Source organism: Pseudomonas fluorescens (genome assembly GCF_000968015.1).
GTDB lineage: Bacteria > Pseudomonadota > Gammaproteobacteria > Pseudomonadales > Pseudomonadaceae > Aquipseudomonas > Aquipseudomonas fluorescens_W.
On record NZ_LACH01000061.1, the window covers coordinates 85,564 to 105,571 of the forward strand.

Below are 20,008 nucleotides of genomic sequence, written 5' to 3' on the forward strand. Positions count from 1 at the left end.
CAGTTACTTCGCCTCCAACCCCGGCGCTTCCCGAACAATAAAGTGATCCAGGTTCTCAATATTTGCACTGAACACCCCGAACGTCTGTTCGGGGTTTTTCTTGCTCGGCACCTGCTTCAACTCCGGCGTCACACCGTAAAAGAAGCAATACAACTCTTTCCCGCTCTCGCTGGCGTGCTTGATCTCTTCCAGAAACGCTTTGCGCTTGCGGTAGTTGTCGATCAGCTTTTTGCTCAGATAAACGTTGACTGAATAAGGCTTCTTCGTCTCGTCTGCTTGCTTGAACCAGACCTTTTGTTCGAAGTCGATGCGAAAGCTCTGCGTGTAATCCTTGATCTCCTTGATCTTGCCCCAGTAAATCAGCCCCTTGTTGTCCTGCAGATACTCGATCTTCTTGAAGAACGACCCATAAGGCGCCGTGTGCTCGCCAATCTTCAGCGGCATGCGCTTGAGCAACTCCTTGTCCTCGAAGTTCGACACAAAACACTCCACCGGATGGGCGAAGACACTGGTCTTGTCCGGCGCTGATTCGCGGCTCGGGTGCTCGACGTCACTGGCCGCTGAAGAGGGTTTCGGATCGTCCCGCATCACGTCAGCCCCCACCGCCGGGTTCGATGGCTTACGCACATACTCACGCCGCGTCAGCAACAACTCCGACGGGAAATGCTCCTCGCGACTGTCATCCGTTTCCGCACCGTCCGCATCCACACCTGACGCCGACGCCTTGAGACTGACATAAGGACAATCCGCCACATGCCGGGTGCTGGGCGTGTTCTTGAAGTGCGGGGTGCGGACGTAATTCACGTTTTTGGCGTTGAACGTCGTCAACACATTCGCCGCATCGAACGCCAAACGACAGGCATCGTTGGGGCATTGGAAGTGTTCCTTGGCGGAATCGAATTCCATGGTTTCGTCGAAATTCAAATCGCGCACGTCATAGATCGACAGCTTGTCGTCGAGGCTGAGGCAGTAGGCGAGGTCGAATTTCATGGTGGGCTCGGGTCCTTGAGTGGGAAGGGTATTAATAGCGGGAGGCGGGGTGGGTTGCATTTACTGTTTTCAACACAGCGCAAAATCAGCGGCATCACACCAAACGTTGTGGGAGCGAGCTTGCTCGCGATTCCCAACACCAGCTCGGTCTAAATACCCCGCGCTGACCCAGTGGCAACACAACTCACTGTGGCGAGGGAGCTTGCTCCCGCTGGGCTGCGCAGCAGCCCCAGTTTACTCATCCAATAAAAATCCGCTGCCTGAAAACTCAAAACAGCGGATTTGTGAACAATCAATATCCTCGCAGCAACCGCGAAGTCCTGCGCCACCAGGATTCCTTACGATTGAACGGATCGTCCGCTAACAAGCAGGGCATATCCCGCAACCGAATCCACGGCTCATCCTGCCAATGCAGCATGCTGAGCGACATCTGCGGCCAACTCAGCACACTCAACGTCGGACGCTCGACCGAACGCACCGGACGGGCATCACGCAACGCAGGCACAACCTGATGCGTCAGCCACTCACGAAGCTGGCGATACTCGGGACAGTAGTGATAGACCAAAAGTGCATACACACCGGACTCACTCACCATCAAGTGTTCGGCGGCCGTGTCATAGGTCTGCACGCACATCATCTGCCGCTGATCCGCGTCGAGTTTGCGCAGCATGCGCTCATCTAGATATTTGCCCATCAACCGGCCTAGCTCATGAGCACAGAACCACGCCTGGTTCTCTACCAGAAGCGCATGCAGGTTCGATTTATGGCGGGTGAACAGAGTTGGTAAAAGTGGTTCAGACATGGCGTGCCTCCTGACGCGGAAGCATGGGAACAGATCTACAGATACAGCGATTCACCTTCATCGTGAAGGTTGTGAAATCAGGCATTTCCTTTACCTCTGGCTGCTTTCTTAGGGCATTCGTTATGGGTGTCGGGAGCTAAGAAACCCACCAGAGACGGGCCGGACATATTCCCCTTTCGGGTCTTGTATTCGCCCACTCCCGACATAACGGGGATTTTCTCGCAGACGTAGAGAAACCGCAGACGAAAAAAAGCCGCATGACTGTCGGGTGCGGAGGACCGCTCTGGTTTGTAGAGTTTCTTAGGCTCGGAGGCGAGGTTAGGTTGATCAGGGGGAATCGTCAACCAGCGACTTTTCCTACCTTTAAAGAAACAAAACCGAAATCTGGACAACGGCTGAGAGTAAATTATGCTGTGTTTATATCCAGTGTTTGGTCGCTGTTAATTTCTATTTTTGCCCCAATCCGTGTTGCTAAGCCGCATGTCACGGATCCGAAGGAATTTCATTTACTTTGAGGTTTACAGGGCTAGAATGGTGACCATTCGTCACAGCTTTGACCCAGAGGAATTTCGGGCTCATGAATCTTTTTGAAACGCCATCTTTTGAATCCTTGAGCGAAATGACTTCGGGCTCCTATGAACCGGACACTCATCCCGTGACTGATCTTGCGCTATTGCACAAGCTGCTTGAGATTTACGATCAAGGTCAGCTCGCCGAGATTCTCAACGATGTCAGCCCAACCCATTGGTGCCGTGAAACGATCAATCGGTGGGTCAAAGGCAAGGCTTCGCCGAAGCTTTCCCACATTGAATTCACTCGTCTGGAAGCGCTGCTACCCAAGCGTTTGAATCACAAACCCTCCTTTACCTTCATCGATCTTTTCGCCGGCATCGGCGGCATCAGAAAAGGTTTTGAAGCCATCGGTGGCGAATGCCTGTTCACATCCGAGTGGAACAAGTACGCAGTGAAAACCTACAAGGCGAACCACTTTTGTGATCCGGTTCGCCATCGCTTCAATCTCGATATTCGCTCGGTCACGCTTTCAGACAAGCCCGAGATCAGTGACGAGGAAGCCTACAAGAACATTGATCGCGAAATCCCTGATCACGATGTCCTGTTGGCTGGTTTCCCGTGCCAGCCATTCTCCCTTGCAGGTGTTTCCAAGAAGAACTCCTTGGGGCGTAAACACGGTTTCGAGTGTGAGACCCAAGGCACTCTGTTTTTCGACGTGGCCCGGATCATTGCCGCGAAGCGGCCAGCCGCATTCCTGCTTGAAAACGTGAAAAACCTGAAAAGCCATGACAAGGGCAATACGTTTCGCATCATTTGCGAAGCGTTGGATGAGTTGGGCTATGAGGTCGCAGATGTAAACGCGCCGAAGGGTTCAGACCCCAAGGTCATTGATGCCAAGCATTTCGTGCCGCAGCATCGTGAGCGAATTGTGCTGGTAGGTTTCCGTCGTGACCTGAATGTTCACCAAGGCTTCACGTTGCGTGACATCAGCAAATTGATACCAAAGCAGCGGCCTAGCTTTGGTGATTTGCTTGATAAGCATGTGGATGAAAAATACATCCTCACGCCGAAGCTTTGGGACTATCTCTATCGCTACGCCGCGAAGCACCGGGAGAAGGGCAATGGCTTTGGCTTTGGCTTGACCCGTCCAAACGACGTGGCTCGCACGCTCTCGGCGAGATACCACAAGGACGGTTCGGAAATCCTGGTTGACCGCGGTTTTGTGGAAAGCCTGGATTTCAACAGCGAGCTGAATCAGATCAATCGCCCTCGTCGACTCACTCCTCACGAATGTTCTCGTTTGATGGGATTCGACAAGCCTGGCGAAAGCACCTTTGTGATACCTGTATCCGACACCCAAGCGTACCGTCAATTCGGTAACTCGGTAGCGGTCCCGGTTTTTGAAGCTGTTGCTCGTCTGATGAAGGAGCGTATTTTGGCTGCAAAGGAAAAGACTGGTGACGCGGAGCGACCACAGCTGGAGTTTGCCCTTCCTGACTGAGGGATGCGTTTAGCCCCGACCGTAGATCTGGCGCGTATGCGCGCCGGCTCGATGTAGTCGGTATTCGCTGATGCATCAAATAGCTCAAATCCAACCTTGAGGGTATTACCCCTCAAGGTATACAAAGGCATTGAGCTATCGATGACATTAGGGGTAGGGTCTTGGTCGACGTCGTGGATGTAGCTACACGCTCCAGAATGATGTCTGGCATTCATGGTAAAAACACCAAACCAGAGGTTTTAGTCCGTAAAGCATTGCATGCGCGGGGCTTTCGCTTCCGCTTGCACGTTAAACACCTTCCCGGTAAGCCTGATCTGGTTCTACCAAAATACAATGCAGTAGTATTTGTACACGGCTGCTTTTGGCATGGACACACCTGTCGATATTTCAAAATCCCCCAGACACGACCTGATTTTTGGCTAGAGAAAATAGGTAAAAATCAGATCAGGGACAGATCTCAGGAGGCCTCCCTGTTGGACCAAGGGTGGAGGGTTCTTGTCGTTTGGGAGTGTGCGGTAAGGTCAATGACGAGAGAAAAATCCCTTTTATTGATTGACCTCATAGCTGAGTGGCTGATAAACGGTAATGAACATTTACAGATAGATGAAAACGCATGTTCAGCGACCGCATTAGCGATTACTTCGAAGGTGTAGCTGCCAAATATTTGAGCGCAGTGGATGCAGATCCCGGGCGTTCTCATCAACATGAAATTGGCGGCCTTCCTGCTGCAGGATTTAAGCAATATCTAGGTACTCCCGGGAAGAACGAGGAATATCGATTCAAAGCAAAGCAAATTTATTTCACAGATGAGTCTGTTGCGCCCGACATCAGCGAGGGTATGGTCACTTGGTACGACTGTCGGCGAAAGCAGCCTCATCGAAGTGCTGAGTTTCGACTCTATTACAATACGAATGCGGTAACCGAGCTGCTCGAAGAGGGAGATTTCCATCTTGTAGCGAAAATGCGTGACGGTTCATTGCTAATGATATTTACACCAGCAGGTAGCACGATTGAAAGTCAATTGCGGTTTCTGTTCGGCCTGAATCACGTAGACGAAAGCTTCACCTCGGGAACGCTGGACTCTGTTCAGTTGCTTTTACCATTACGATTAATGTTAGAGGAGTTAGGTGTTGAAGTAAGTCCAGTTGAAACTGGTGATGACGTTTGGCTTGAACAACTCGTTAATTTGTTTGGTGGGAAGGCTTTTCCAACAACATCTGCATTCTCGGTTTATGCGAGAAAGTCTATTGAAGAGATAGTCGACCCTCTAGCTTGCCCTGATCAGACCATTGTTGATTGGATGGAGCATGAAGAAAAACTATTTCGTATCTACGAGCGGCATTTGGTTCAGGAGCAACTTCGCAGTGGCTTTGGCGAGGAGGGTGACGATGTTGATGAGTTCATCAGTTTCTCTTTGAGCGTGCAAAACCGTCGGAAATCCAGGGTAGGACACGCGTTTGAGGGGCATTTAGACGAAATCTTCCGATTGCACGGTTTGCGCTTTCAACAGGGGCGAGGTAAAGGTTTCGTAACCGAAAATAATTCTAGACCTGATTTTATTTTTCCGGGATTTTCTGAGTATCGCGACCCTGAGTTTCCTGTTGGGAAACTAATAATGCTAGGCGCGAAGACAACATGTAAAGATCGTTGGCGCCAAGTCTTGACCGAGGCGCACAGAATTCCCGTAAAACACCTGATTACTATGGAGCCGGCAATTAGTGAACATCAGACTATGGAAATGCAATCTCATCGTTTGAACCTGGTAGTACCGGAAAAAATTAAAGCGACATATACGGACACGCAAAAAAAGTGGTTGATGTGTCTTGGCGAGTTCGTAGAGTTGGTTAGGCAGGCTTCGGTGTAAGATTTATTAATATTGCTTTTATTTTTTTATGTAAATCGGGTGTTCTTTTTTTGACTAATGTGGAGTGGTACTTGCAATTCGTGCGTCGAAACCGGCAAAGGCCTAATAGCATGAAGTCAGCCAGCAGCAACTTAATGTCGAATATGCAGAGTTGGCCGTTCTCTATGAGTTGCCAAAAAAGGATGGCCAACCTCTTACATGTATTAAAACGGCTGGTGAACAAGCCCAGCTAGGTCAACTTGGTACTCAACACGCACGATCCCCGCGGGCAAGTTTCCACCTGAAAAGCTATCCGGGACAATTCTTGGAAAGTCGGCGTCCACCGGAAATACCCGCGATTCCAGCACTATGAAAGTTTCACGTCGTGTTGAACTGCCAGGATGGAAGCCAATTCGTGCCAGTGACTGGGTCAGTTCTTCTGAGTCGAACCCAGCGTTGATCAGACGCTGCGCAACAGAATCAATGGAGTCGCCGGACGTGGACGGTTCGAAACGGTAGTGGATCAGATTCAGCAGACCTACAGAAGCCAGCGCCAATTGGAATTGCCCAGCCACGTGAATACAGGAATCGTACCGGCTGACGGTTGCTTTTACTTCGTACCCAGTAGATGGCGTCCACACATCGACCACACCACCGGACGGACCGTGCCATTGCACTTCCATCCCTTGGTTCATCAACTTCTCGATGGTGAGCATCTCGGCAAGCGCCCCGTAGCTGCTCTTGGCTGCTAGCGAATTACCCAGCAGGTGGCGCCATTTTTTCCACCACGCTGAAGGCTCGGCAAGCAATTCCCTTCGCAAGCAGTCATTCTCCCCCGGTGTAATCATATGGGCACAAATGACCGCGAATTCGTTTCGCAACGACTGAAGGCTGGACTCAAGGCGCAGCAAGCGGCGTGCCTCCCCGCCAACGATTCGATCGACCGATATCAATTGGGATCCGGTAAAAGTCTCAGCCACCAGTCGGTCATCATTCAGTTCGACAGCCACGCCAAACACTGATCCTTCACTGAATACCCAAGCAGGCGCGCTACCGGGCATGTGGTTGATCGGTAACATCAAGCCGTTTTTGCCTAAATTGGCAAAACCAAAACGGATTTCTTCAAGCAGGTTCATGGGGGGATTCACCTTTTAGATATGCTCGGACCTTCAAAAGGTTTGGGCAGCCTGCATCATTGAACAGCCGACGGACATAACCTAGTGTCCCGCTTTCATGAAGCGAAGGTTCAAGGATCAGGATCCGGGCGGTGTTCAGCCTCATGATTGCTCGGAACTGCTCCTGCGAGGGGTTGCGTTGGCTGCGTTCCGCGAACAGCTGCCGGGTGAGCTCAACCCTGAATCCAGCCCTGCCAGGCCGTTCTACCAGTTGTACGATGGTATCGGTTGTCACCGTCGCGAGAATCTCCCGCGTCCGCGCTTCTGAACCTTGCCAAGTCAGGTGTACCGTCCACCAGATAGCGCGCAACCAGATGCGGCTACGACCGCTGAAGAACCGGCTTTCCGGCGTATGCTCCCACCGTTTTGCTACCAGATCAGGCAACAGCTTGACCGAAAGAAAGCGCCATACTCCGTTGTCGGCAGCTGCTCGCAAGTCAAACCCGGCTTGGCCCAAGACTCGGTACAGCACAAGACCGCACGCCACATCGAATGCACCAGGGTTCTGTTTCAATAAGCCTTCAAAGGGCTCTACTTCACGCAGGAGCTCATCACGGAACGCCTCGAGCTCTGCGGTAAGCCCCACGGCCTCGAAACCATCGTGCTCTGCCATCTCGCTAAAGCGCCGCTGTGCCATGGTCACACTAAGTGTGGGCCATTTCATTGTTCAACCTCCGGTGCTACACGCCGGTCGAGCCAGCACTGCGCTGATGCAAACAGTTTTTCTGGCGATGTCGTATCCAAGGCCCCGAGCCGGACAAAAGCTGCCGCGGCATCTGCAACGCTGCCTAGTTCATTTGTGATGTCTGGGCGCCCGACCAGCGCTTCAAGTTCGTCACCAATTTCATCTTTGACTTTGTACACAAACAGCGCGATCCATGATGAAAGTACTTGCCTCATCAAGGGTGTTTGGCGGCCAGACTCAGACTTTCGCTCATAAAGCGCGTTGTACAGCTCATGGTCCCGGTTCAGCAGAAGGGCGATGTATTCACTGGAAAACGGTTCTTCGAACGCGTCGGTCCAGTTGGCGCGCAACTCCCACAGCGCGCCTTCGGCGGTCCGAGCCTCTTCCAGAACTGGAAACAGTGAGCCGTCACCATCAATTACCACTTCCACACGCTCAGTCAACGCGCCCAAGTGAGCGCCGGCTACTTGCGCCCAAGCAGGGTTGGTCGCGGCGCTGCCTGGCTGCCCAAGCATTAGCATAAGCGTCAGGTGTCCGCAGCCACGCATTGTCGCGCGCTCAATCTGGAGCCTGATGAGTCGCGCTACGTCCCTTTGTATACACTGCTCGTGGGTTAGGCGGAGGGGGGCGCTAAATTGCCGCCACCCTGAATCCGCCGAAGTCCACTCCAGCGCGATTACCAGTTCGGCGTCGGGCGCAGCTATGCCTTCTTTTCCGAACAGTGCCGCCAGAGGATGGATGTTCTCCAGCTGGCAGTGAACAACCAGATCATGATCATCCGCACTCCAGTCGCTGTCTTTTCCAAGTGAGTATTGGCGGTCACGGATCTCCTCTGCTTTAGGGTTGGGCCCTTGCGAGGTGAAGGTGAATTGCGCACCCAGCTGGAAGTCGGCAGGCAGATTAGCCGGTAGAATCCGGTACGGCATGATTAGTCTGCTCACAGCATCACCTCTGCATTCTCTGCAAGGCTCACGTGTAGTGTCGGACGTAGAGTGCCTCCAGAGGGTGCCGCGATGTCTATACGAAGATGGCCTGTTACGGAAGCAGGAGGCTGCGCAGCCGTTGCCTGAATCCGAATATGAGCGTACGCAGTTACCTGCGTTATAGCGCCCTTTGATTCGATCGTGCAGTCTCCGATCCGAAATGGAAATTCACCCAAGGCGTCGTCGGTCCACTGTCTGTCTGTAATCGTGCCGGCCTCGGAATCGATGCGCAGATCAATCACACGGTCGCTGGATGGGTTAGCAGACCCCCACGTAAGCGACCAATAGACAACGATACTGCCTCCAGAGTGTTCAATGTGCTCGATATAGATAGTAGGGTTCGAAGTTTTCGGGTGCACTCCGGATCGCGGACTGTTCTGTTGTGGAGGACGGCCAGAGCGCCCGTCAAGGCCGAAGCCGCGTTTGGGCATTACAAGGTCAGCCAGATTGCGCGCGAGCCGTACAGCCGGTTTTACATCGGAAACTGGAACAGATTTGCCACCGAAGTCTTTAAGCGCTCGCCCGGTGTTGGTGCGGATTCTCTCGACAATTCGCCCCCCACTTTTATCGACCCACTCGGTATGGTCCGAGCGCTCACAACTGCGCAGATATGCCTCGAGGGTCAGTGCGCGGCTTTCTGCAACTGGCAGTAGCTTCCTTTTCACCAGCACTTGGTCATGGAACGGCACGAACACAGCAATCAGATGCCCCCCAGCGGCAGCGCTAGGCAGGCCACCAGACCAGCTTCGACTTTCCGTGCTGTCGTCCCAGCATATGTTCATGCCCGGTTTTCGCACGTAAGTGACAATCGGGCGATAGGGCGGGGAGGTGTCCATGCGCCCGAATACGCAGGCCCCAGGGCCAGGCTCGTTATTCGGTGCCCCCATGCCCAATTGGTCACAGCTCAGAATTACCGCTGCCAGCGTACCTGCACGACTAGTACCTTCGAACTCGTTACGAACGTTCACGGGCCTGCACATTAGATCAGACTCCTCCAATGCCAGCCTTTCTAGGTAGTCGTCGTCGAGAACTTGATCTGCCGCGGCGCGGTTATAAAGCGACTGCATCACCTGAAAGACAGGGAGCATTTCGGCACGGAGCACTGCTCGGCCGTTTACCCGTGCATCCAGCCATGGCCCATTGGGGAACGAGGGGTTGTTGAGCCTTGCAGCGAACCAGCGCTGCAGCGCAACTTCGGTGTAAGTGTCGTAACTTTCACACCACCAAGGTGTGCGTGGCACTTGCCCATCCTCTCTAGGCTCCTCATCGGCAATCAGGTCGTCTTTAAGAAACGGAATGACGATCACCGTCCCAGTTTCCTCCCCCTGAAAGGGACGTACGCCTAGTGCAGCCAACACGGGTGCGATGTGTGAAGTGTCCGTAACCGGGACCGGTTCCTGGCTGTTATCTTCGCCCCACCAAGCAATCCCGGTTTGCGTATTTCGCTGGATTTTCGCTTGGCTGGCTTCGTCTTCTACGATGCTCGCCACCAAGCGTTCCTGATAGCCCTGTTCGGTGTGAATACGCGAGTAATACAGGACAAATCCCAGCGCCATGCGGAAGTAACATGTTTTGCCCAATCCCCACGAGCCGCCAGCGCTCTCGTCATCCCTGGTGCGTCCGATCTCGAATACCAGTTTGAGCAAGTTGCCATGCTGACTAGCGCCATTCACCTGCGAAAATCTGAGCGGACCGCCTAGGCCTTCTGTGCGTGAGTCACGAATCTCCAACAAGCGCCCACCCGCGGGGAAGCGCTCATGCAGCGCTGGTACGTCAATACCATCATGGAACCAGTCCGTCACCGCGGCGGTGGAATGCTCACGGAAAGAAAAGTCTACACAAACACGGCCTCCCGATAGTTTATCGACGGCTGCATCCAGTGAATTTTGGACAGACTCTCTGACCAGTAGGTCGAGGCGTGGCATGTCCTCATTCTGCATGGCCCGCAACAAAAACGCGCCGGACTCCTGCATGGGTCTTAACGTCAATCCGTGGTACTTCACACTCAGTTTTCCTCTGAATTTTCTTATGCCCGCTCGACTTCGCCATCTGTGAACGCGGCGGGAATGTTAACGGTGACATGGGTGACAAAGTTCTTCTGTTTGCCGATGTTGGCGCCGGGCAGCCAAATGCTGACCCCGACAATATCTGCCTGCGCCGCCAGTGGCTGACGGGACCGGTCGAACTGCGGCACCTCAGAATCTTTAGGTGCTTCGCTAGTAGGCCGTGATTTTGGCTTGCTGTCCTTGTCAATGAGATAGAGCAGCAATTGAGGAACGTGGCCGACTCCGTGCTTTTTCCTGAGACTTTCAATGTAGGTATTGGTAAATGCCTTGCCTGAAGGAATATCTGATACTTCACTGTCGAGATCGGCCAGCAAGTCCCGCGGGTCCCTCAGCGCACCAATTGATACGGCGCCATCACTACGCTCTTGGCCTAAACGGGTTCGAGTCACCCGCCCTACATTCACCCCCGGCAATCCCCAACCGCCACCAGCTTTGGCCTCAGTGCCAGCAACCACAACGTTCCAAGTATTAAAGCCGGCCTTCTTGGCGTGCTCTTTCAGCCACTCCAAAAATGGAGAAATATCCGAGAAGAACTGACTGGCAGGGTGGAATGTGAATCCGCGCAAGAACTCCGACACATCACTCACCTCCACACCTCTCCACACCTGGCTGCCAAATCCACCAATGGTGCCCTTGCCCCGGGCACGCAGGAAGCGCCCAGTAAACTCGAAGTTCTCGCGGTGAATATTTCCGGATCCGGCGCCATCGTGAAATAGGGTTGTTTGCCGATTAACGCCGGAAAAGTCATACATGGCGCCGATGGCACGCTGCATCCTGTTTTTGGCGGTAGGGCGCAACCAACTCATCCGGGGATTGATCCGCACCCGGGGGCCAAATTCTGACGGCTTGGTACCTTGGCGCTCACAACGCTCCAACTCATCGCGAAGATCCTCTTCTGCCTGCGCCATGAATTCGAATTTTCCGAGCGTCTCTTCCGGCATCCAGATACGCGGGAGCAGTTCGTAGCCTTTTCGGTAGCCAAACCATCGGCCCATCTGCATCAACGAGTCTGCTTGGGCTGAGCCACGCAAGAAAAAGGTGCTTACTAGGTTTTCAATTGTCAGCCCGCGGGATAACGTGCCCCCACCGATGACAATGAACGCGGTAGCAAAGTCGGGCCCGCCGTTCGCTGGTGTCTGCGGATAAAACAGCCGCCGCATTTCGTTTTCATCATTGATTCCATTATTGGCGCAGTTATCTACGCAAACATGCACCCCACGGTGGTAACGGAGGGCTCCCGCTTTATCCAGCTGGATGGCGGTCACCTCAGCTAGTAAAGCCTCAAACTCTGGGTAAATCTCATCAAAGTCTGGGCAGGCTTCGATAGCCTCCAGCCGGCCATACAGGGGAAACCGAGTTGCGAAATCCGTGACATCCAAATCTGCGGTAACCCGTTCCCAGAACTGCTGGCACTGTCGCTTGAAACCTTCGGGGTTAGTTCCGTGCTGTGTAGCAAAACGCTCCAACATCGACTTTATCGCTTCGTCCACGCCGGTGTGGTGAGCTTGTCTTGAACTGGTATGAACCAACATGCTTACAGGCCGGGAAAAGCCTCTTACCCGCATGGCGGCTACGCAGCAAAGGAACCACAACACGCTGTCTTCTAGGCTTTTTGGGAGCTCACTGATGTTGCCATCGTGCACAGCACTGATCCGCTCAAGATCATCTTTACTGACGGTACGTACGATACCCAGTGCCTCTTGCCCCGTGTCCGAGTTTCCAAAAATCTGGACCGGGCCGAAATGTTCGTCGGACTGTTTCAGGGCAATGATGAAATTTTCCGGATACAGACCTTCCCCAGGCCCTTCATTGAGAAAGTTCGCCGCTGGTGTCGCCGTATAGGCGATGTAGTTCACGCTCTGCGCGGACAAATTCACAAGCTCGACGATAAGCTTGTTGATTCGCGTGCGCTCCTCTGAGGACACGTCTGCAGTATTAATACCGGCCTGATCGGCTTCGTCATCGATTACTACAATACGCATGTTGCCCATGCCCGCTTGGAGCTCCTTGATCCAGCCAATCAGCCTCTCCAGTCGTGCGGGGTTTTTCAGGCACACAATCAGATGGCGGTCATCGCTGTTGCTGGTGAAGTTCATGTTCCGGGCTTGGTATTCCGGGGGGCTGTCGGGGCTTGGATGGTTGATCAGTCGCCAATTCAGATTGCCGGGACGGACAAGGTCGTTAAAGAGCCGGTCGCGTGTCTGCACGCGGAGATTCTCCAACGTCCCGGTCAATACAATGAACAGGTTCCACCGATTGTCAGCGGCCATTGCGATAAGCCCGGCCATGCTTGCCGTTTTGCCGGACTGCACATGCCCGACAATAAGCCCTTTTACAGGCTCTGGGCTATTCCGCCGCATATACCGCAGCGTTTTCAGTGCAGAGGCTCCGATGTTAGTGACGGCTGTCTTTTTCCAGCCTTGGTCAAAGAGATGCTTCTGGTACAGTTGCCAAGCCGATCTCGCCGAAGCAGCCACCATGATGTCCGGCTCAGTTTCCTCAATCCCCACCGCAACCAGGGGACGACTCGTCTCGACGGCCCGCTGTTCTGCAGCCTGTTTGCCGGCCACTAGCTCATGCCAGCACTGGCGTCGTTCGGCCGACGTGTTCCCAAGCGAAGGCCAGAAATAGAACCTCATCTGCATGTCCAGCCACTGATCCAGTTCCTCTTCGGTCTTACCGGGGGACAGTAACTCTTGCCATTCCTGATTCTGCTGCCGGCACAGGTCGATATAGTCCCTGCACCGGTCGTATCGCGGTTCCGTCATAATATTTGACATTGGTATCCCTACACACACAGATGAGTTTGAAAATAACGGTCAGCAAAAACTAGGTTGATGGCATGCTGCCACACATGTATCGTTTATCAAACGGCTTTTTACACGCTTACCTGATTGTGTAGTAGAGCCGGTGGGGCAAAGTCGCACTCAGCTGCCCATGAAACGAAATTAGCCAATATTTCCTTGATTGAGCCTCGATCGGATATAGCCTGGCTAGATCGCACCGGTCTAGGTATTTATCCTTTAACTAAGAGAGCGCTCGAGGGCATCATGCTCGCTGAAATCTCCCCGCACCTTAGTGCCATCCATTCAAGGGGCAAGGCCAGATGGAGAACGGTCGGTATCAATAGAGAAATTTTAAAGCTATTTATATAGTGCGCTGAATAAGTTTGAAAACTGTGGTTGTGCTTTAATTTTAATAGTATGTGTGGAGGGGCGGGTGAGTAATTTTGATAAAGTCGACTTGAGTTTCGAAACGCTAGAACAGATTTTCAAGTTTCTATCCTTGGATAAGCATACTATTGCTGAAGGAATGGTGTTCGAGGATATTTTTGATCAGGTGATGGGAAGGGTTTCGAGGTATCTAGATAGAGAAGTCGTTACATTAAATATTGAGACGTTCGTGGCGAAAGATAGCGGGGATAAGCTTGTTGCTTTTGTATGGGATAGAGGGGCTGAAGTCGGGTTGCGGAGGTACTTGCGTGCATTGGCTATAAAGTGCGAGGTCTACGTTGTTGTTTGGGATTCTAGCGAAAATATATTTTACGCAAAGCCGTATCCATCTGTAGCAAAAGAGGATAAGTATGCCCCGCTCATAGATATTGTTAGTAAGATTGGGAGTGCCAGTTTAAGAGAGCATAAAGTTAATGATTCGGTAAGAGACCAGGCAAGGCAGCTTGGTGCATTTTACGGTCATTTGAGCAATGTGCATGCGGGGCGCACAAAAGAACGCGTAGCCCTAACCAGGTATCTTGTTAATTGCATTATTCAGCCTTGGTTTTCGGGTGTTTGGAATATTGATCGTGTGCTTCTTGTTGATGAGAAAATAATCATTTTGGAGGCGAAGCACAAATATCCATTTGGCAAAGGGGAATGGTCAGGATTCGGCTTAAATGACGGAGAGGCCGCTCTGATCGGTGAGTTGATAGATTGTGGTATGAGGGTACTGCACACTATAATAGTTAAGCCTTACTGGAACAAAAATATAGGAAGCGCTTACCTGCTTTCAAATTTAAATGCCCGAGATAATGCACATGTATTGGGTGTCGAATTGAGTCGACTCTATATTGATAAAGTTCTGAAGCGTAAGTCTAGGGCTGCCCCGGCTGAAACAAGTATAAATGGAAATAGCAAGGTGTATTATAAGACTCTCTATGTGGACGAGTTTTTTCGATGTCAGTACTGTCAAATGTCGAAAGAGTGGCGGAGAAAATTGCTGCGCTTATAGACGGGCAACTACATACCAAGATTACAGAGGATGAGCTTCAGTCCGCAAGACTTTAGCAAGAGGGGCGAAAACCTAGTTTGGCTTTTGTGCGTGGCTGGATCAACTGTGTTGCAATGTTTCGTAGTTGTTCTGCTGACTTAGAAAACCCATCAGGGTTTTGTGCTATACATTTAAATGATGAATCGAATGTATATAAAAAAGGGACGGCCTTGCGACAATCCCTTTCGGTGTTTACATTAAATAATCAATCCCAGCTCAACGCCCCACCAGTCTGATACTCAATAACCCGAGTCTCAAAGAAGTTCTTCTCTTTCTTCAAGTCCATGATCTCGCTCATCCAAGGGAACGGGTTAGTCGTCCCTGGATACTCTTCCTTCAAACCGATCTGGCTCAAACGACGGTTAGCGATGAACTTGAGGTAGTCCTCCATCATCGCCGCGTTCATGCCCAACACGCCGCGAGGCATGGTGTCGCGAGCGTATTCGATTTCCAGCTGAGTGCCCTGCAGGATCATCTGCGAAGCTTCTTCCTTCATTTCAGCGTCCCACAAGTGTGGGTTTTCGATTTTGATCTGGTTGATCACGTCGATGCCGAAGTTCAGGTGCATGGATTCGTCGCGCAGGATGTATTGGAACTGCTCGGCGACGCCGGTCATTTTGTTGCGGCGGCCCATGGAGAGGATCTGGGTGAAGCCGCAGTAGAAGAAGATGCCTTCCAGAACGCAGTAGTAGGCGATCAGGTTGCGCAGCAGCTCTTTGTCGGTTTCGACGGTGCCGGTTTCGAACTTCGGATCGGAGATCGAACGGGTGTATTTCAGGCCCCAGGTGGCTTTTTTCGCGACCGATGGGATCTCGTGGTACATGTTGAAGATCTCGCCTTCATCCATGGCCAACGATTCGATGCAGTACTGATAGGCGTGTGTGTGGATCGCCTCTTCGAATGCCTGGCGCAGGATGTACTGGCGGCATTCCGGGTTGGTGATCAGGCGGTACACGGCCAGGACCAGGTTGTTGGCAACCAGGGAGTCGGCGGTGGAGAAGAAGCCGAGGTTGCGCATCACGATGCGGCGCTCGTCGTCGGTCAGACCTTCCGGGTCTTTCCAGAGGGCGATGTCGGCGGTCATGTTGACTTCTTGCGGCATCCAGTGGTTTGCGCAGCCGTCCAGGTATTTCTGCCAGGCCCAGTCGTACTTGAAGGGTACGAGCTGGTTGAGGTCGGCGCGGCAGTTGATCATGCGCTTTTCGTCGACAGCCACACGGGCGGAGGCGCCTTCGAGTTCGGCCAGGCCTTCGGCGATGTCGAGGTTGTCCAGGGCAGCTTTTGCACGGGCGATTGCGGCGGAGTCGGACGCGGTTACAGCGCGGGCTTCTTGAGCCGCGACGCCACCAGCGGTGTCGAGGCGGTCCATGTTGGCTTCAGTTGCGTGCCCAGCGTTGGCGCCTTTTACAACGGTTTCGCCGCTGTCTTCTTTGTCGAATTCGTCCCAGCTCAGCATGACGTGTCGTCTCCTGCGTGAGGGCCAGATGCTCGTGTGAAAACTGATAGGTTGGTTTTTCACACGACCTTACTGGCCGCGTTGGATAGCGTTTTTTGCAGCGGTACACGCAGGCAAATAAACATAATTTTGTACGGGGTTCCGAGAGCCTCTGAGGGGCGCAGAAATCGGTGAAGACTTCGGCGTGGGCTTCAGACTGGCTGTTATCCCTGTAAGGGAATATTGCAGGCCCGTTTAAGGCGGCATTATAGGGAAATTTTTGCGCTCGTGGTGGGGCGAATCCGCGCATGGGGCGGACGAGAAGGCGGGTTTTTCGGTCGGAGCGAGGGTTTACAGGGCTTTGGCTGGATGTCGCAGGTGCAGATTTTTTTTCATAAAATTTGGCGGGCAATTTTTTTGTTCAAAAAACAGCCAGAAAATCGCCTTTTTCACTACATGTTGTGTTTTGAGTCGGTTTTCGATGGCTCCAGACACAACTAAGCCCGACCGAGGTCGGGCTGTAAAGTCACGCTTGATGATCAGCTGAGGCGAGCTGCACCCACGTGGTCCGCACCATCGGCAGCGACTTTGGCAGCGCCGGTGTGATCAAAACCGTCAGAAGCGAGCTTGGCAGCGCCTGTGTGATCGGAGCCATCGGAGGCGAAAGACGCCGAGCCGGTATGGTCGTAACCGTCAGAAGCGACAGCCGCTTGCGTGGTGTAAGCAGCCGAGCCAGTGCGGTCGTAGCCGTCAGCGGCGAAGGTGTTAGCGGCCAGGACAGAGAGGGTCAGGGCGAGGATCAGTTTGGTTTTCATGGTAGTGGCTCCAGGTTCGTTGGCGTTTTGTGCCTTGGGTGTGGAATTGATACTACGCCAGTAAAATTGATTAAAAAGCGCAAATAAACGCTTAAATAAATCGTATTTATCGATATGTAAGGTTCGGCGCTTCATCTGCCTTAATAGCGGGCGGGTGGGTCGAACCTTGGGAGAGTAAGAACGGGTGATTAGCCGTTAGAGCAGCCGTTACCCATGACGCTGTAGCGCAGAATGTGGCGTTGGCCTTTGGAGTCGTCGTATTCCATTTTCGCCGGAACAACTTCACACACATTCGGGATTTCGCTCATGGAGATAACTTTGGCGATGTCCAGGTGAGTGGAGTAAGTGTATTCCTCGATGGCGGGTTGTTGCTGCGCGACATCAGTCGGGACCTCGTCTGCCATGGCGGTTGCGCACAGGCTGCTGAGGGCCAGAACTAATAAAGCTTTCATTTCAGATTTACCTTTTAGAGGTCGAATGGGGTCACGCAACCTTTTTGGGGTTGCGTGTAGAACTTAAGTACTGGTTTTGGATTAACTGCCTTCGTGGGGGCTGCAACTTGGTTAATCACGTTGCCTTGTTGGCGAGGCTGATTTTAGGCGTGGGGTTTACATTCATATAGGCGTGCTTTTGATAAACACTATTGGCGAATTTCGTAACAATCTCTGTAGGAGCTGCCGCAGGCTGCGATCTTTTGATCTTGGCGGCCATTGAAAATCAAAAAGATCGCAGCCTGCGGCAGCTCCTACAGGGGCCCTAAATAGCCAAGCTTGAGCGCGTCGGCGAGGTATAGCCACATTTTGTAGGGGCTTGTTACTACCATCGTCGAATGGTTCTATAGGCCCGGCCCGGCTACAACTGGGTCATACAAAAACAACTATTCCACCGAGGTAACAAAGATGAGTGCGGCTTCTCTGTATCCCGTTCGTCCCGAGGTTGCGGCCAACACGCTGACTGATGAGGCGACCTACAAGGCCATGTACCAGCAGTCCGTCGTTAACCCGGACGGCTTCTGGCGCGAGCAAGCCAAGCGCCTCGACTGGATCAAGCCTTTCACCACGGTGAAACAGACTTCTTTCGACGATCACCATGTCGACATCAAATGGTTCGCCGACGGCACCCTGAACGTTTCCTACAACTGCCTCGACCGTCATCTGGCCGAGCGCGGCGATCAAATCGCGATTATTTGGGAAGGGGATGACCCAGCCGAAAGCCGCAACATCACCTATCGCGAGCTGCACGAAGAAGTTTGCAAGTTCGCCAACGCCCTGCGTGGCCAGGATGTGCACCGCGGCGACGTGGTGACTATTTATATGCCGATGATTCCCGAAGCCGTGGTCGCTATGCTGGCCTGTACCCGGATCGGCGCGATTCACTCGGTGGTGTTCGGTGGTTTCTCGCCGGAAGCCCTGGCTGGCCGGATCATCGACTGCAAATCCAAAGTGGTGATCACGGCTGATGAAGGTGTTCGTGCCGGCAAGAAGATCCCGCTCAAGTCCAACGTCGACGACGCGCTGACCAACCCGGAAACCAGCAGCATTCAGAAAGTCATCGTGTGCAAGCGCACCGGTGGCGACATTAAGTGGAACCAGCATCGCGACATCTGGTTCGAAGACCTGATGAAAGTGGCGGGCACTGTGTGTGCGCCAAAAGAAATGGGTGCTGAAGAAGCGCTGTTCATCCTTTATACCTCCGGTTCGACCGGCAAGCCTAAAGGCGTGCAGCACACCACCGGCGGTTATCTGCTTTACGCCGCGATGACCCACGAGCGCGTGTTCGACTACCGCCCGGGCGAAATATACTGGTGCACCGCCGACGTCGGTTGGGTCACCGGCCACACTTATATCGTCTACGGCCCATTGGCCAACGGCGCGACCACCGTGCTGTTCGAAGGCGTGCCGAACTATCCGGACATCACCCGGGTGGCGAAGATCGTCGACAAGCACAAGGTCAACATCCTCTACACCGCGCCAACCGCGATCCGCGCGATGATGGCGTCGGGCAAAGCCGCTGTTGAAGGCGCTGATGGCAGCAGCTTGCGTCTGTTGGGTTCGGTCGGTGAACCGATCAACCCGGAAGCGTGGGACTGGTACTACAAGAACGTCGGCCAATCCCGTTGCCCGATCGTCGACACGTGGTGGCAGACCGAAACCGGCGGCAACATGATGAGCCCGCTGCCGGGCGCTCATGGCCTCAAGCCGGGTTCGGCGGCACGTCCGTTCTTTGGCGTGGTGCCGGCACTGGTGGACAATCTGGGCAACATCCTCGAAGGCGTTGCCGAGGGCAACCTGGTGATTCTCGATTCGTGGCCAGGCCAGGCGCGCACCCTGTACGGCGACCATGACCGCTTCGTCGATACTTACTTCAAGACCTTCCGCGGCATGTATTTCACCGGTGACGGTGCGCGTCGTGACGAAGATGGTTACTACTGGATCACCGGTCGCGTGGATGACGTGCTCAACGTGTCCGGCCACCGCATGGGCACCGCCGAGATCGAAAGCGCGATGGTCGCCCACCCGAAAGTCGCCGAAGCAGCGGTGGTCGGTGTGCCGCACGACATCAAAGGGCAGGGCATCTATGTCTATGTCACGTTGATCGGTGGCGAAGAGCCGAGCGAGCAGCTGCGTCTGGAGCTGAAAAACTGGGTCCGTAAAGAGATTGGTCCGATTGCTTCGCCGGATGTCATCCAGTGGGCGCCGGGCCTGCCGAAAACCCGTTCGGGCAAAATCATGCGCCGGATTCTGCGCAAGATTGCCACGGCTGAATACGATGGGTTGGGGGATATCTCCACCCTCGCGGATCCGGGTGTGGTGCAGCATTTGATTGATACGCACAAGACCATGAACGTCGCTTAAGCAGCGGTTCTTGAGTTACCAAAGCCCCGCCAGGTGATGAGTCTGGTGGGGCTTTTTATTGGTTCTTCACGGATTACCG

At 53.3% G+C, this 20,008-nt stretch carries 15 protein-coding genes; 5 read left to right on the top strand and 10 right to left on the bottom strand.

Annotation, left to right across the window (positions count from 1 at the left end; translation table 11 throughout):
- Window positions 1-3: 3 nt before the first annotated feature.
- Together VD17_RS25350 and VD17_RS25355 are read right to left on the bottom strand one after the other, a co-directional pair.
- Window positions 4-990 (bottom strand): hypothetical protein, encoded by a 987-nt coding sequence (locus VD17_RS25350; protein WP_046056211.1) that lies wholly within the window; start codon window positions 988-990, stop codon window positions 4-6.
- A 292-nt stretch (window positions 991-1,282) separates the two neighbouring features.
- Window positions 1,283-1,792, bottom strand: a complete 510-nt coding sequence (locus VD17_RS25355; RefSeq protein ID WP_046056212.1) for a BRO-N domain-containing protein — start codon at window positions 1,790-1,792, stop codon at window positions 1,283-1,285.
- 577 nt (window positions 1,793-2,369) lie between these two features.
- On the opposite strand from VD17_RS25355, the gene dcm reads away from it, so the two are divergent.
- The 3 genes from dcm (at window position 2,370) to VD17_RS25365 (ending at window position 5,670) form a co-directional block, all read left to right on the top strand.
- Window positions 2,370-3,806: a DNA (cytosine-5-)-methyltransferase gene (dcm, locus tag VD17_RS25360; protein WP_046056213.1), complete on the top strand. Its 1,437-nt coding sequence runs from the start codon at window positions 2,370-2,372 to the stop codon at window positions 3,804-3,806.
- Window positions 3,807-3,979: 173 nt separating this feature from the next.
- On the top strand, window positions 3,980-4,459 hold the full coding sequence (locus VD17_RS31840; RefSeq protein ID WP_311132810.1) for a very short patch repair endonuclease: 480 nt from the start codon (window positions 3,980-3,982) through the stop codon (window positions 4,457-4,459).
- Window positions 4,420-5,670, top strand: a complete 1,251-nt coding sequence (locus VD17_RS25365) for a type II restriction endonuclease (protein ID WP_046056214.1) — start codon at window positions 4,420-4,422, stop codon at window positions 5,668-5,670. Before VD17_RS31840 ends, VD17_RS25365 begins: the two co-directional genes overlap by 40 nt.
- 203 nt (window positions 5,671-5,873) lie before the next feature.
- On the opposite strand, the gene VD17_RS25370 is transcribed toward VD17_RS25365, so the two are convergent.
- Genes VD17_RS25370 through VD17_RS25390 form a run of 5 tightly spaced genes read right to left on the bottom strand, consistent with a single transcriptional unit; the run spans window position 5,874 to window position 13,338 of the window.
- Window positions 5,874-6,785, bottom strand: coding sequence for a PD-(D/E)XK motif protein (locus tag VD17_RS25370; protein WP_046056215.1), 912 nt, complete (start codon window positions 6,783-6,785; stop codon window positions 5,874-5,876).
- Complete coding sequence (locus VD17_RS25375; RefSeq protein WP_052962735.1) at window positions 6,772-7,488, bottom strand: hypothetical protein; 717 nt, start codon at window positions 7,486-7,488, stop codon at window positions 6,772-6,774. Before VD17_RS25375 ends, VD17_RS25370 begins: the two co-directional genes overlap by 14 nt.
- Window positions 7,485-8,435 carry a hypothetical protein gene (locus VD17_RS25380; RefSeq protein WP_185753215.1) on the bottom strand — a complete coding sequence of 317 codons (951 nt, stop codon included), beginning with the start codon at window positions 8,433-8,435 and terminating at the stop codon, window positions 7,485-7,487. Before VD17_RS25380 ends, VD17_RS25375 begins: the two co-directional genes overlap by 4 nt.
- A gap of 11 nt (window positions 8,436-8,446) precedes the next feature.
- Window positions 8,447-10,495 carry a hypothetical protein gene (locus VD17_RS25385; RefSeq protein WP_185753216.1) on the bottom strand — a complete coding sequence of 683 codons (2,049 nt, stop codon included), beginning with the start codon at window positions 10,493-10,495 and terminating at the stop codon, window positions 8,447-8,449.
- A gap of 23 nt (window positions 10,496-10,518) precedes the next feature.
- Window positions 10,519-13,338, bottom strand: a complete 2,820-nt coding sequence (locus tag VD17_RS25390; RefSeq protein WP_052962736.1) for a Z1 domain-containing protein — start codon at window positions 13,336-13,338, stop codon at window positions 10,519-10,521.
- A 439-nt stretch (window positions 13,339-13,777) separates the two neighbouring features.
- Between VD17_RS25390 and VD17_RS25395 the strand changes: the two genes are divergently transcribed.
- The gene (locus VD17_RS25395) at window positions 13,778-14,785 is read left to right on the top strand and encodes a hypothetical protein (RefSeq protein ID WP_046056218.1); all 1,008 of its coding nucleotides are present in this window, start codon (window positions 13,778-13,780) and stop codon (window positions 14,783-14,785) included.
- A gap of 244 nt (window positions 14,786-15,029) precedes the next feature.
- On the opposite strand, the gene VD17_RS25400 is transcribed toward VD17_RS25395, so the two are convergent.
- From VD17_RS25400 to VD17_RS25410, 3 genes are all read right to left on the bottom strand, one after another.
- The gene (locus VD17_RS25400) at window positions 15,030-16,280 is read right to left on the bottom strand and encodes a ribonucleotide-diphosphate reductase subunit beta (RefSeq protein WP_008034875.1); all 1,251 of its coding nucleotides are present in this window, start codon (window positions 16,278-16,280) and stop codon (window positions 15,030-15,032) included.
- A gap of 518 nt (window positions 16,281-16,798) precedes the next feature.
- Complete coding sequence (locus tag VD17_RS25405; RefSeq protein WP_033056747.1) at window positions 16,799-17,074, bottom strand: hypothetical protein; 276 nt, start codon at window positions 17,072-17,074, stop codon at window positions 16,799-16,801.
- A gap of 188 nt (window positions 17,075-17,262) precedes the next feature.
- Window positions 17,263-17,526 (bottom strand): DUF2790 domain-containing protein, encoded by a 264-nt coding sequence (locus tag VD17_RS25410; protein ID WP_038979415.1) that lies wholly within the window; start codon window positions 17,524-17,526, stop codon window positions 17,263-17,265.
- A 447-nt stretch (window positions 17,527-17,973) separates the two neighbouring features.
- Between VD17_RS25410 and acs the strand changes: the two genes are divergently transcribed.
- Entirely contained in the window at window positions 17,974-19,929 is a 1,956-nt protein-coding gene (acs, locus tag VD17_RS25415; RefSeq protein WP_046056219.1) for an acetate--CoA ligase, read from the top strand.
- Window positions 19,930-20,008 lie beyond the last annotated feature (79 nt).